Below are 14,793 nucleotides of genomic sequence, written 5' to 3' on the forward strand. Positions count from 1 at the left end.
AGGATGGATGAGCAGATGAGGAATCGAAAGAAAAACTATACAGATTGGTTGAGGCGCAAAAGGAAATCGAATGGACAGTCCTACTCCGAAAATACGATCAGCTCATATGTTTCTGCACTAACTACGGCTCCGGCAAGATTAAATGGAGTCTCGTTGGAAACAACGAATGTATTCGAGGTGGATTCGGTTAGCGAGTATTCTCAGATACGATTGAGAATGGAGCAGGCTCAAAATTTTAATGAGATCAATGAAAAAGCGGGAAATCGCGCCTTTCAGTACAGTTTGGCGTATTACGAGGAGTTTCTTAGAGGATTCGAGTCCAGAGGAAGTCTGGCATTGGAAACAAAGCCATTGGGAGAACAATACGCTATTTCAGACGCCAGACTGAAGCTGTTAGATAAAAATATCATCCTATACGGTCCTCCAGGGACTGGGAAAACGTATCATACCGTCTTGTACGCTGTGTCCATCATAGAGAATAAACCTTTGGACGATATCCGCGAAGAAGCGGAGACGGCTGGTTACGATCATATCAAATCACGATACGATGCTTATAAGGCTCAAGGACAGATTGCTTTCACAACATTTCATCAATCTTATGGTTATGAAGAATTTATCGAGGGCATTAAACCTCAGATGTTAGCTGATGAGGGGCAAGAAAATTCGAGTGGAGACATTTCCTATGAAATTGCTCCTGGAATTTTCAGACGTTTTTGCGAAGCGGCGCAAAAACCTATCGTTCAGGATCAAAATGATTATGGTATTCGCCAGGACCCGACGATATGGAAGGTTTCGTTGGGTGGCTCCGGGGAAAATGCCATCAAAACGGATTGCTTCAACCATGACCGGATTCGAATCGGGTGGGATTCTTATGGGGAAATCTTGAATGAAGAAACGAACTATGAGCACGGTGGTCAAGCTGTTCTGAATAATTTCATCGTGGAGATGGCTATCGGAGATTTGGTCCTCGTTCTGAATGATAAGGCGACCATTGACGCAATCGGCGTCGTCACAGGAGACTACGAATGGCTTCAGGACGCGCCGCAATTCAAGCGGTCACGCAAGGTGAGCTGGCTAGCCAAGAATATCCGGGAGAACGTACTGGAGTTAAACGGCAATACCAACCTGACCCTTAGCTCCGTCTACCGTCTTAGTCGAATTACATTGGCAGACGTATTATCCATCTTGGAGAAAAAAGAGAGTGCTCCCATGAAGTCGGCCATTCAGAATAATGAGAAAAACTATGTATTCATTATCGATGAAATCAACCGCGGTAATATTTCCAAAGTTTTTGGTGAGCTGATTACCCTTATTGAGGGTAGCAAGCGTCTGGGTATGGCAGAGGAAACTCGTTTAACGCTGCCTTACTCACAAAAGCTCTTTGGCGTACCTAACAATGTCTATCTTCTAGCCACGATGAATACGGCAGATCGCTCAATAGCCCGGCTGGATATGGCTCTGCGGCGGCGGTTTACTTTTGCAGAGATGATGCCTGATCCAGGATGTCTTGCCTCACATACGGTTAGCGGACAATTAATCAATTTATCGCAGATGCTGGAGACGATGAACCGTCGAATCGAAGTATTATATGACCGTGAGCATACGATTGGACATGCTTATTTTATTGAAGTGAACAAGGCTCCGTCTTTGGAGTTGCTGGGACACTTGTTTCAGCACACGATTATTCCTTTGCTACAGGAATATTTCTACGACGATGTTGAGAAAATTCGGCTTGTTCTTGGAGATAACAATAAACCTGAAGAAGAGCAATTTATTGTTCAGACCGAAGTGAACGTTCAGAGGTTGTTTGGCAATCTGGAAAATGTGAATCTGGAAGATGAGATGGTCTATAGGGTGAATACAGCAGCCTTTGAAAAAGTAGAATCCTATCTGAAAATATACGAATCAGCAAACTTGGATTAAGTGGGGAGCACATGAAGAGCCGGCTATTAGAAAGTCGTAAAACTAGAATCACCGACATTCCACAACAGAAAAAGATCTTTACTCTTAAAGAGTATGAGGGACTATGCAAACATAGCAATGGAAAGGTGCTCGGTTATCATTATCTCAATGAGCATGCCTTTGATCAATTGGAGCGGTTTATACTGGAAAACAAAGGTGGCGATCATGGGACGGATGCGCTTGAACTTCTGAGTGTCACGAGCAGGCGAGGGATCGGAAAGCTCATTAGTGCAAAAAACTATGTGGGGATCATCACGATGGCGGATGGCACACAGATTGAGATTTTGCCCAAAGTATTTGAACGAAATAATGAAAGCTCGGATGAAGAGACGAAGCGCATCTTTCTTCATATGCTAAGTGTAATAGGCGAGATCCCTTATAAGATATTCCAGCAATCGGGCCTCCACACGGAACGGCACACCATATTTGATATTTTTATTCGTATGTTCATCAATGAGGCAAACCATTTGGTGAAGCATGGATTAAAATCCAATTATGTCGTACACCAGGACAATGAACGGTTCCTTAAAGGGAAACTTCTATTTGCCGAGCATATCAAACATAATGCAGCACATAATGAACGTTTTTACATTCAGTATGATCTGTTTAGCTGCAATCGCCCGGAAAATCGCTTGATCAAATCAACCATTGAGCTGCTGTTAAAAATCAGTGCCGGCTCGCGTAACAAGAAGGATTTACATATTTTGTTGAATTCCTTTGATCAAGTGGAAAGTTCATTGAATTGGGAGCAGGATTGGTCCAGCGTGACGATGGATCGATCGAATAAGGAGTATCGAACCATTATGGAATGGTGCCGTGTATTCCTGCTTGGTCATAGTTTCACTCCATTTCGAGGTGATGGAGCAGCTTATGCGCTTCTGTTCCCGATGGAAAAGATTTTCGAGCGCTACGTGGCAGTATTGCTGCGTAAATCCCTTACACCTGAGGGACTGAAAGTTCGAACGCAGGATCAATCGAAACATATGTTTCAAAGCCCCTCAAGGTTTAATCTGCGCCCGGACATTGTCGTGGAGGGAAATGGAAAGGTTGTGGTTCTCGATACCAAATGGAAACTGCTGACATCGAGGCCGGATTACGGGATCTCCCAGGCAGATATGTATCAGGCGTATGTTTATGCTAAGAAATATGGAGCAAGGACAGTGTACTTGCTCTATCCTTGGCATCCTGGTCTTTCAATAATTAAAGAACAGGTTGTGTATGACAGCGGAGATGGAGTGAACGTAAAGATCGGTTTTATTGATTTGAGCCTGGGGAAGGAATCTGTATACAAAATAATTGAAAGTATGTTAGAAACGATGAAATAGTATGTATGTTCGAGACAGGTACTGTCGGAGTACGATGGTAGGGTTATCTTAAGTAGAACTGTTATATATTTTCATTAATTTTAATCCATAATTCTGATAAAATACTAGGGTTAAAGGTAAGAACGAGAAATCGTTATTCCTTTCGAATGGAGAAAAGTGTTATGACAGATACTAAATTAGAATTCATCCGTTCCGAATTGTCTGACATTGCAACGAGAAGACGTAAAATTGCATTTTTAATTCCAGAAATCCAAGGTATTCATTATATATCTAATGAAATAGAAAAAATGAACATACCTATTGTAAATACGAGCTTGTACTTATCAGAACAATTAAAATTAGTTGCTCCTGATCATCGTCCATTTAAAGTTAGTGCACTGTTGAGAAAACTGATTAACGATAAAAATAGAGAAATTGTATGCTTGTATAATATAGAGTACCTATTCGATCCAGAGTTACAAGTAAACCCAGTAAAGTTGCTAGAAGCAAACAGCGGGAATACAGTTCTATTAGTTTTGTGGCCTGGTAAGGCGAAACAAGGTGTACTTTATTATGCAACCCCAGAACATCCAGAGTATTATAAGAATACTGAATACGGAAATAGCATTCTGTTTTATTAATCGCGGAGGGATATATTATGAAGTATAGAGATTTAATTCAATTTGAACCTATAAAATCTGTCGTCGTTTTGAAGGATGCTGCAGAAGAGCAGCTAGCTCAGCAACTAGTTCAAACCTATGTAATATCGGACCGTATGGAAGAAGTTATTGATGACATTATTTTCGAGCAACTTCAATTTCAACGTCCTATTGACCATAAGGGGATAATGATTGTTGGTAATTATGGTACTGGTAAATCCCACTTAATGAGTGTAATAGCTTCTATTGCTGAAACTGTTGGGACATCACAATACATCCATCATGAGAAAATTGCAAAAAAGGCTAAAGAAATTGAAGGAAAGTTCAAAGTGTTACGGGTTGAATTTGATGGAATCCAATTGCCACTTGGTGAAGTGCTGTTCCGTGAAATGAGCAATTTTCTTCAAGAAAATAGTGTGGATTATGAAATGCCAAATGTAGCTACATTGGTAAGTAACAAGGACGAAATGAAACGAATGATGGCGGCATTTCATGAGGTATATCCGGATCAAGGATTTTTGTTGGTAATAGATGAATTGCTTGATTATTTGCGAACGCGCAAAGAGCAAGAACTCATTCTTGATCTGGGCTTTTTACGAGCTATGGGGGAAGTTGTACAGTCTACTCGATTTAGATTTATTACAGGCGTGCAGGAGATGCTATTTGAGAATCCCAAGTTTCAGTTCGTAGCCAACGAGCTTCGTAGAGTTAAGGAGCGTACTGAGCAAGCGATCATAGTTCGTGAGGATATCGAATTCGTTGTCTCTCAACGCTTGTTACGAAAGGATGACCGTCAAAAGGCACTAATAAGAGAACACTTGTTAAGATTTGCTCCACTTTATGAGAATCTTGGAGAACAAATCGAAAAGTATACAGCATTATTCCCTATTCACCCCGCGTACTTAACAGCATTTGAGAATGTACGTGTTGTGGAGAAACGTGTAGCCTTAACTACCATTAGTGATGAGATTGAGAAGCTTCTTGATACGGAAGTTCCTTTAAACAGCCCTGGGATGGTCTCTTACGATAACTATTGGATGTATATCCAATATGATCGTACTTTGCGTACGGATCGAGATGTACGTGAAGTATTGGAAAAGTCGGATGTCCTGATGGATCGGATAGAAAATGCCTTTCCTAGAGCAAAGACGGCATATAAACCAATTGCTAAACGTATCGTGCGGGCGCTTTCTGTATTCAGACTTTCAACGGACGATATTAAAGTTAAGATAGGGGTCACTTCAGCAGAATTAAGGGACCAATTATTTCTGTATTTTGATTTTCCAGATTTGGACTCTGATTTCCTCAACGCAACAATAGATACGATATTGAACGAAATTATGAAGTCGGTAAGCTATCAGTTTATATCCCTTAATCGAGATAATGGACAGTATTATCTTGATTTGGACAAGGTGACCGACGTTGACTCCCTAATTGAAGAAAAATCAGGGATGCTAGTTGGCAACCAACTCGATCGGTATTACTTTGAAATTCTAGAAAAATTAACTGACGACGGATCTCCTAGTATAGCGTCTGGTTACCGAATTTGGCAGCACGAGCTGAATTGGTGGTTAAGAAAGGTAACACGTCCGGGATACATTTTTTTCGGTGCGCCGAATGAACGTTCCACTGCACAACCAGAGAGGGATTTCTACATTTACATGCTCCAGCCATATGATCTCCCAAAATTCAAAGATGAAGCGAAACCGGATGAAGTATTTTTTAAGCTAGATACAAAGGATGAATCATTCCATACTGCACTTCGTCTTTACGCAGGCGCGAGGGAAATGTCCATTACTGCTTCAAGTGCAACGAAAAAGCTGTATGATGATAAAGCCGCGGAGTTTTCAAGAAACTTAATGAACTGGCTTGTTGAGAACATGCCATCCGCTTATAAAATGACGTATAAAGGAGTAACGAAGAAACTCGCTGAATGGAGCCTATCGGCTCCAGCTCAAGCAACAGTTCGGGAAATCATTGATGCAGCGGCAAATGATTGTTTAACTACATGGTTTGAGGAGAAATATACGGATTATCCCACATTCCGACTTAGTAACATTAGTATTACTCGCGAAGCCATGCTAAAGAATTATATTCCAGAGACATTATCGAATATCTCTAATCCAAAAACCAAGACGGCAAGAATTATACTAGAAGGTTTAGTATTACTGGATGGAGAGAAAATAAATGTGCAGAAATCCGGATATGCCAAATGGGTCTTGAACTTGTTAAATAACAAAGGCCATGGACAGGTACTTAATTCTTCTGAATTAATTGAACTTCTCCAATCTCAAGGGGATTGGGAAGTCAAGAAGACGATAGAATTTCAATTAGAACCTGAGCTTCTGAGTGTAATATTAGCTGCATTAGTCTACACTGGCGATATAGTGATCACGATTAATGGGGAAACTTATGATTCTATGAAGTTTAACCGATTAATTGCTTTGAAGGCAGAAGGAATTGCTGAATTTAGCCACATTAAGAAACCAAGTGATCTACCATTAGCAGAGTTGCGAGCATTGTTTGACTTATTTAATATTAGTCATGGGCTACTACAGCCAGATTCACAAACGAATGGGGTTCAGACTCTGCAAACTAAAGTACAGCAACGGTTAACTCAACTGGTTAAACTACAGCACGAGCTTAAAGACAAAATTCCTACATGGGAATTACCGCTCCTGTCGGATGAGGAATTGCAGGAGTATCAAAGCAAACTCCAAAGTTTGAATCAGTTTCTGCAGAGCCTTCAAGTGTTCGATACACCGGCTAAACTGAAAAATTTCAAAAAAAGCATGGACGAAATTCAAGACCAGCATGAAAAACTCTTGCTAGTGGATAAGCTTATTAATTGGCGTGAGCTTGCTTCTGAAATCACTAAGAAAGCGAACTATATCGTAAGCGCTAGTAACCATGTTTCAATTACTGATGAATGGTACGTACAGGTTGAGGGTGTATTGGGAGACTTATACGACGCTATAAAGTTTAATAGCGACTGCGGTGCTGAACTTAAGGTGATAGACCAATTAAAAGCTCAATATATTGATTCCTATTTCGCGCAACACGCAGCATCAAGCTTAGGAGCTACGGATGAGAATCAACTTAATCAACTTAAACGTGATGGACGAATCGATACTTTGCAAAAGATTTCTGGAATCCCGATTCTGCCTACTCAACAACTACAAATATGGAAGGCAAAATCCGATGAATTGAAGATTTGCTGGAAGTTACAAAAAAGTGAGTTAGAGCATTCTCCGATTTGTCCACATTGCCGATTCCGTCCAAAGGATGAAAAGTTCTCTCAACAGGTAACAGTGGGACAGTTGGAAATCGACTTAGAGGAATTACTTAATTCTTGGACAAGTACCTTGTTGACTAACTTAAATGATCGCGAACTTCGAGAGAATATTGAATTGCTCACGGGAGAGCAGAAACAGTTAATCAAACAGTTTATGGAAGATAAATCATTGGGGGTTCCCGTTGATGTGCGTTTAGTCCAAACAATTAAGGAAGTGTTCGAAGGAATACAGAAAGTTGAATTGCCATTAACCCGGTTGCTAGAGATGGTCGGTAACGGAAGTCCGTTGACTATTGAGGAACTACGAGTACGCTTTGAACAATTAGTAAGAGAACAGGTCGGTTCCCAATCGTCTAATCGAGTTCGAATTATGTTAAAGAAGGAGTAACTTAAGATATGAGTGATGAATTACAACAAGGAATCCTTTTTGATATGGAAAATGAAACCCAAACAGGCTTAGTAACTTGTTTGGGTTTAACATTTGAGAACGATGAAGCGCGTCGCGCATATTTTACAAAGGAATTACGTGAAAAGCTACCGGAACTCAAGAAAATTGAGGGTTATCCAGAAGGTAAAGATGAGCATATATTGGCATTGTCCGATCCACCATACTATACAGCATGCCCGAATCCATGGATTAATGATTTTATTTCGCTTTGGGAGACGCAAAAAAAAGATGTCTATGGGATAAATTGCGACTTCTTCGATAGGGAGCCATTTGCTGCTGATGTTAGCGAAGGGAAAAATGACCCTTTATATAATGTTCACAGCTACCACACAAAAGTACCCTATAAAGCGATTATGAGGTATATATTACACTATACTAATCCTGGGGACATTATTTTAGACAGCTTTTCCGGCACAGGGATGACGGGAGTTGCCGCACAAATGTGCGGTAGTCCTTCAGTACTAAAAGAAATGGGTTATAGGGTGGGAAATGACGGAGTTATTTCACAAAATGGACTTAGTTCTACTTCTAAGTTAGGGAAAAGGAAAGTAATATTAAAAGATTTGTCTCCGGTGGCAACACATATCTCTCGAAATCAAAATGGCACGTTTGATGCTGCAAAGTTTGAACGTGAGATTGATGAAATAGCAAGTAAACTTGCGCTTGAACACTCTTGGATGTATGAGACTAATCATTCAATAGACGGACAGATACAAGTTGATGGCAATGGAAGGATTACTAAAGGAGAGGTAAACTTTACAGTATGGTCTGATGTTTTGAACTGTCCATTCTGTTTAAATGAATATGTTTTTTTTGATGTAGCAGTTAATGAAAAAGAAGGTAAAGTTGATGATCAGTATTTCTGTCCTAATTGCAATGGAGAAATATCAAAGAAAACTTCAAATAAAACCTTTGTTTCTAAGTATGACAAGGCAACAGATTCTATTATAAAAATAATTAAACAAGTCCCTGTATTGATTAATTATACTATTAAAAATAAGACATTTAACAAGAAGCCAGATATAGATGATTTATCACTTATTGACAAGATTGAGAACAGTGAAATGAACTATTCGTTTCCAATTAAGAGACTGCCTGAAGGGGATGAAGCAAGAAGAAATGATATAAATGGAATCACGCATGTACATCACTTCTTCACAAAGAGAAACTTAATAGTTTTAGGACATTTAAATGAATTAGTTAAGAAAGGAAATAATCCATATTTAGGTTTTTTATTTTCAAGCTTACTGTATCGAGCTACACAAATGAACAGAATCCATTTGAAAAAATATTTTTTTGGTGGAGGAGGATTCAATGCTGGCTATTTAAAAGGAACATTATACGTTTCATCTCTTCCAATTGAAACAGCAATTATTAAACAGATAAAAGATCGAAAAAAGGCAATTGTAAATGGTTTAAGAAATATTGTTGGCGAAAATGGTGATTTTTCCATAAGTACTTCTTCTGCAACGGAATTAAATTTTGCTAGTAATAGTATTGATTATATCTTTACAGACCCTCCATTTGGTAGCAATATAATGTACTCCGAACTTAATTTTATTTGGGAATCTTGGCTCGGTGTGTTTACTAACAATGATACTGAAGCAATTATGAACAAGACTCAAAATAAACACTTAACAGAATACCATGCTCTAATGGTTAAAAGTTTCAAAGAATACTTTAGAGTGTTAAAGCCAGGTAGATGGATAACGATTGAATTCAGTAATTCACAGTCCAGTGTTTGGAATTCTATTCGAGATGCTCTTGAAAAGGCAGGATTTATTATTGCCAATGTTGCTGCACTAGACAAGAAGCAAGGAAGTTTTAAAGCCATAACAACATCTACAGCAGTTAAACAAGATTTAGTTATTTCAGCGTATAAGCCAAAAAGTGATTTTGTTGAGAAAATCATGCTTGAACAAAACACGGAGGCTTCAGCATGGTTATTTGTGCAGCAACATCTAGAGAAATTACCTATATTTATTGGTGAGAAGGGAGCAGCAGATTTAATCGTTGAAAGAACACCGCGTATTCTATTTGATCGTATGATCGCCTACCATATCCAAAATGGTTATATTGTCCCGGTTTCTTCAGCAGATTTCCAAATTGGTGTAGAGCAAAGATTCCCTATGAGGGAGGGAATGGCTTTTTTGGAAACACAGGTTGCTGAATATGATAAAAAGCGTATACATGCAAAGGAATTTTCTCAAATTTCATTGTTCGTTTCAGATGAAAACAGTGCTATTGAGTGGGTTAGACAGCAACTTATGAAAAAACCTCAGACTAGGCAAGAGCTGCACCCACAGTATATGAAAGAAATTCAACATATAGCAAAACATGAAATTTTACCTGAATTGAACACGCTACTTGAACAAAATTTTCTAGTTTACGAAGGAATCGAGGATGTGCCCAGTCAGGTTCACACATATCTCAGTTCAGGATTTAGAGACTTGAGAAATCTACCTAAAAATGATTCTTTTTTAAAACTTAAAGCCAAGAATCGCTGGTATGTTCCAGATCCAAACAAGCAAGCAGACTTAGAAAAACTACGTGAAAAATCGTTACTTCGGGAATTTGTGACATATAAAGATGAGTTAGTCGGTAACCGTAAAAAGCTTAAACAATTCCGAACCGAAGCTATTCGTGTAGGTTTTAAAAAAGCTTGGGGAGAAAAAGATTATCAAACAATTGTATCAATTGGTGAGCGCCTTCCGGAAAAAGTACTTCAAGAGGATGATAAATTGTTAATGTATTACGATAACGCACAAATCAGACTTGGCCTTTAGTTAAGGAAGTGTAGACAATTTGAATAATAATTGGCGTCAAAAGGTGCTTGAACATTTTCAAGCACCTTTCTACTCTATTACGTTAGTGACTGACCCTGATTCCTTGCTGCAAGATGAGATCATTATTAGCCAATTGCAGAAGTTAGGGGTAAAAGTTATAGGATTTCAAGATAGGGCCGTATTTAGGTATTGGTACGAAAGTGAATATAGACAAAAAACGTTCCATATGAATTTGCTAATACATCCTAAATCTGATGATACTAGTGATATTCCCTACGATATATGGGTTAATAGCAAACAAATTTCAATAAGCAAAAGTGAACTGTTCCCAATGTTATCGGCTCCAGTAGTAAAGGAGCTCGATTTTAGAACCCTTGATGCACTATCTTTGGTTGATGATATTCCAGTCAGAAGGTCAGACAATGATACCATTGACTTCTTATTTAAACGCATTTACAAATTGCCATATGACTCCGTTGATTCTGTTGCAGAAGTTATCTTACTTTGTATAAATCGTCATCAACTTTCCTTCTCCATACCTGAAATTCTTGATAAATATCTTAGTGAAGTGTTGAATCAGAAAAACACAGATCCACGATTGAGTCTGTCAGATTTCATTCAGGATCCAGATGTAATGTATTCTTTTTTGCAGAAAGAATGGAGGTTTTTCTTAGAACAGGGAGCTTCAAAAACCCATCCATTTTGGGATACTAAATTACTAGATGCACTTGCTGGTCTATTTCGTATAGGAAAATTATTGCCTATATCGAATGAGAAAGATATACTGCCTAATACTTTATTATTTGGAGTAAAACCGCATGATGAAGAACAGTCCAGAGTCATGTCTATTAAGGAGCACTTTAATCAGATCGAAAAAATGCTAGAAATTGAAGTTGATCGACGTGGCTGGATCAATCTTATTGGATTATTCAGCACAGCGAAAACAATCATGTTTGCGTTGGAGTCTCCATTGGAAATTAGTGAGAAATTAAGGTTTCTTGAGCAAGTCATAGAAGAACGATTTGCTAACTGGTTAAAGGACCACTACGGGGCTTTGGCTTCGTTATCAGATCAGCATACACCAGTTATGCTTCATAAAGTAGCTGAGTATGTGCACCTCCAAGGAAGCCCCAGAAAGGCTATAATTGTAATGGATGGTTTGAGCTTTGTGCAGTGGGTTCAGATACGTTCTGAGCTACAGTCTTCTTTAGATTTTAAGGAAAATGGTACATTTGCTTGGATTCCTACACTGACTTCAGTGTCTAGGCAGGCCATATTCTCAGGAGAAATTCCAAAGACATACTACTCAACTATTGGTACAACAGCTAATGAGGAAAAAGAATGGAAGGCTTGTTGGGCTAGATATGGTATTCCGCCGATTCACATCACATATGAAAAATCATTAGGGCAAGGGGAATATGAAAAGGCTAAAATTAGGGCATTATCTAAATCGAGTATTAAAGTTGCTGGACTCGTAGTTGATATTGTTGATAAGTTAACACATAACACAATTCAAGGCCATAGAGGGATGCATGGGCAAATATCTATATGGTTAAAAACCGAGTACTTACAATCATTACTTCAAGATTTATTGGATGCAGGATATGATGTATATATAACCTCTGATCATGGCAACAAAGAAAGCATAGGTATCGGAAGCATTCGTGAAGGCATGTTGGCGGATACTCGAGGAGAGCGTGTTCGGATCTACAATTCAGAGGAGTTACGAGATCGGGCTGCTCAGAAGTACTCGTCGGATAAATGGGAACCCATTGGACTTCCAGATGATTTTTATGTATTGACGGCTAAAAGTGGAGAAGCTTTTGTTAAAGAAGGCGAAGTTGTTGTAAGCCATGGTGGAACCAGCATTGAGGAGGTTATCGTGCCTTTCGTACGAGTTAAGAAAAGAAAAGAATGAAGGTGTCAGATTGAAAAAAGCAGTTGGATTCGATCAAAAATTGCAATTGCACCAGTTAGACCGTATCGTACAGGAACTCTCAAGATCGGAAAGTAGACAGCAGCTATATGATGTTGTTGATCAGAGTTTGATGGCGGATATTGGTGGTTCAAAGGCCAGAATGAATGCTAGAACTATTTTATTTAAAATTTGGGTCTTAGTCGACAATGAAAATGAGGAAATCCGGGATCGAGGATTGAAATTGTTTGTTAACGCCTCAAGAGAGGAACGATTGCTTCTACACTGGGGAATGATACTTCTTGCTTATCCATTCTTCAGGGATGTTGCTGATCAAGTGGGACGTCTTTTTCAGCTTCATGGGGAATTTTCAACTATGCAGTTGAGCCGTAAAATATTCGCGTTGTATGGTGAACGTAGACGCGTAAGTGTAGCATTAAACGCCGTACTTGGAACTTACAAACACTTAGGGATAATTAGTGAGCAGAAAAAAATATATGTGAGTGCTGCAAAGATATCGATTTACAAGTTGGAGTACAAACTATGGCTTATTGAGGTCATGTTAAAATCAGTCGAAAAATCAGCCATAGAATTAAAGCAAATAGCTGTGGAACCTTGTTTGTTCCCATTTAGTCTAGATATAACTGAAAGCGATTTGAGAAATGGTCAGCTACAAATCACGCGGCAAGGTTTAGACATGGTGATGATTGGTTTGAGATAAGGCGGTGAATGAATGATTAAAGTAGGTGAAGTCGTACAAGGAGCTCAGTTTCCAGAGAGTGTTGAAATTAAGAAAATTGAGGCCTTCGATGAAGGCTTCTTTTCTATTTCTGCAAGGACGGGATTCGAATCGATACTATGAGTTGATGTTGGATGAAGCTGACATTGAATCTTTAAAAAGATTAAGTGGGCAGATTGAACAGCAGATAGATGCGAGTGATCTCCTGCATTATCAGCGTTACTATGCATTGTCAGTCAATAGTAAATATTCTTCGAAAAGGGCATTGGGCAATAATAATTTAATACCCAACAACAATCATTAGGCAAGCATGCCAAATCACCTGAGGCCATATTTAATCAACATATTTCAAGTAATGCGTATCTATTCAATAGCAATAGCAATCTGGTTATTGAGTTCGAGCATTATGCTGCCGATGAGATTGTTACTGAACTTGAGATCGACAGATATACCAAAGAAATGGCATATAATAAGCGAGTAAATCAAATTTTGAAAAGAATAGGTAGTAAGCATTATGGTTCGAAAGTGCGAACATTGGCTTTAGTGGAAATCAATGATAAAGAGGAATTCCGAGAGGGAGCCGATCCAAAATTTGCTGTTCGAGAAGCACTACGAAAAGGTGGCAGATTGACGCAGTTTATTCATCCGTTGACGGACGAGAAAAAGATGGATGATTCACGTATGATAAGTTCAATCTTGGATTTACTCAATGATGCGGGAATATTAAGTAATAATACAACCCGGCTTCCTATGGATAAATGTGTCTTATCTTTTGATTTAATAAAATTGAATAATAAGTACTTTCCTGTGGTCTCTAGAATGTCAGGTACCGAAGTTTGTATGAAGATGCTGGGGGTAGAATCGTGGACTCGGCTAGGCGATGCTCCATTCTATGTCGACCATATTAAATTATTAGATAAGCCGAAAAACAGTAATAGCACTAGTGCGATATTCTATCAATTCATGATAGCTATAGTTGAGGAAGAGTTAAGGCACTGGCCTGGTGAAATTGTTGTGTTGTTAAACGCTTCTCTGAGAAATGGCTGGCTACCTTCAATCACCAACAGCAGAATTAATTACGATGAAATTCCCCTTTTGGATGAGCGATTACAAAACGAAACTCGCCTAAGATTTGTTCGGATCAATACCAATGAGGATGTGCCGCAGTATCGGATCATTAATACAATGAGAAAAGAAGCATTTAATAAGGAATCTGGCATTTTCAAAGACGCAGTAGGCATTTACTATGGGATCGGCGGAAGGCCTACGGCTTGGTCTGGGGTGAAAAATAAAGATATCAAGTTTAATGCACCTTCTAAAATGCTTTTGCAGCAGACCGCAGTTGAGTATATACCACTTGGTCCATTCAGTGATGATGAGAGAGATCAATTAGCTATTTTGGTCGATCAGTTAAGAAGAGTTGGTCTTACTTATGATAAGCATACGAAGTTGCCTTATACGCTTAGAATTATAGAAATTCTCAAGAAATACATGCATCATGATGAATGGAAATTCGCCGCATCATTAGATGAAGAGGTTGAAGTTGAGGCTGATGACGTAGTTCTGGTTACCAAAGAGCTTGTTAATTTGGATTAGTATTGAGCTAGCCTCGCAATATGCGAGGCTTATTGTAATATTCACTGATAAAATAATAGAACGTATGTTCGAGACAAGTCGTTGTCAAG

General features: G+C 38.9%; 9 protein-coding genes. All 9 read left to right on the forward strand.

The genetic code is table 11. The features are described 5' to 3' along the window. Positions 1 to 15: 15 nt before the first annotated feature. A complete protein-coding gene (locus MHI01_RS22800) occupies positions 16 to 1,923 on the forward strand; it encodes an AAA family ATPase (RefSeq protein ID WP_340984186.1) in 1,908 nt (635 codons plus the stop codon). Positions 1,924 to 1,934: 11 nt separating this feature from the next. Further along, entirely contained in the window at positions 1,935 to 3,287 is a 1,353-nt protein-coding gene (locus MHI01_RS22805) for an McrC family protein (RefSeq protein WP_340984187.1), read from the forward strand. Between the two features lie 161 nt (positions 3,288 to 3,448). Next, positions 3,449 to 3,907 carry a BREX-3 system P-loop-containing protein BrxF gene (gene brxF, locus MHI01_RS22810; RefSeq protein ID WP_340399534.1) on the forward strand — a complete coding sequence of 153 codons (459 nt, stop codon included), beginning with the start codon at positions 3,449 to 3,451 and terminating at the stop codon, positions 3,905 to 3,907. A 17-nt stretch (positions 3,908 to 3,924) separates the two neighbouring features. Next, positions 3,925 to 7,608, forward strand: a complete 3,684-nt coding sequence (locus MHI01_RS22815) for a DUF6079 family protein (RefSeq protein ID WP_340399533.1) — start codon at positions 3,925 to 3,927, stop codon at positions 7,606 to 7,608. An 8-nt stretch (positions 7,609 to 7,616) separates the two neighbouring features. Next, positions 7,617 to 10,454, forward strand: a complete 2,838-nt coding sequence (locus MHI01_RS22820; RefSeq protein WP_340984188.1) for a DNA methyltransferase — start codon at positions 7,617 to 7,619, stop codon at positions 10,452 to 10,454. A 19-nt stretch (positions 10,455 to 10,473) separates the two neighbouring features. After that, positions 10,474 to 12,372, forward strand: a complete 1,899-nt coding sequence (gene pglZ, locus MHI01_RS22825; protein ID WP_340984189.1) for a BREX-3 system phosphatase PglZ — start codon at positions 10,474 to 10,476, stop codon at positions 12,370 to 12,372. Between the two features lie 10 nt (positions 12,373 to 12,382). Continuing rightward, positions 12,383 to 13,090, forward strand: coding sequence for a hypothetical protein (locus tag MHI01_RS22830; protein ID WP_340399530.1), 708 nt, complete (start codon positions 12,383 to 12,385; stop codon positions 13,088 to 13,090). Positions 13,091 to 13,102: 12 nt separating this feature from the next. Further along, entirely contained in the window at positions 13,103 to 13,231 is a 129-nt protein-coding gene (locus MHI01_RS22835) for a hypothetical protein (protein ID WP_340399529.1), read from the forward strand. A gap of 336 nt (positions 13,232 to 13,567) precedes the next feature. Then, a complete protein-coding gene (locus MHI01_RS22840; protein WP_340399528.1) occupies positions 13,568 to 14,704 on the forward strand; it encodes an RNaseH domain-containing protein in 1,137 nt (378 codons plus the stop codon). The last annotated feature ends 89 nt before the right edge of the window (positions 14,705 to 14,793 follow it).

This window comes from Paenibacillus sp. FSL M7-0656, from assembly GCF_038003225.1.
Lineage (GTDB): Bacteria > Bacillota > Bacilli > Paenibacillales > Paenibacillaceae > Paenibacillus > Paenibacillus amylolyticus.

Bases quoted from the DNA above. Each gene is read 5' to 3' on its own strand.
- MHI01_RS22805 (WP_340984187.1), top strand. From the start codon at position 1,935: ATGAAGAGCCGGCTATTAGAAAGTCGTAAAACTAGAATCACCGACATT.
- MHI01_RS22800 (WP_340984186.1), top strand. From the start codon at position 16: ATGAGGAATCGAAAGAAAAACTATACAGATTGGTTGAGGCGCAAAAGG.
- brxF (WP_340399534.1), top strand. From the start codon at position 3,449: ATGACAGATACTAAATTAGAATTCATCCGTTCCGAATTGTCTGACATT.
- MHI01_RS22820 (WP_340984188.1), top strand. From the start codon at position 7,617: ATGAGTGATGAATTACAACAAGGAATCCTTTTTGATATGGAAAATGAA.
- MHI01_RS22840 (WP_340399528.1), top strand. From the start codon at position 13,568: ATGGCATATAATAAGCGAGTAAATCAAATTTTGAAAAGAATAGGTAGT.
- MHI01_RS22835 (WP_340399529.1), top strand. From the start codon at position 13,103: ATGATTAAAGTAGGTGAAGTCGTACAAGGAGCTCAGTTTCCAGAGAGT.
- MHI01_RS22815 (WP_340399533.1), top strand. From the start codon at position 3,925: ATGAAGTATAGAGATTTAATTCAATTTGAACCTATAAAATCTGTCGTC.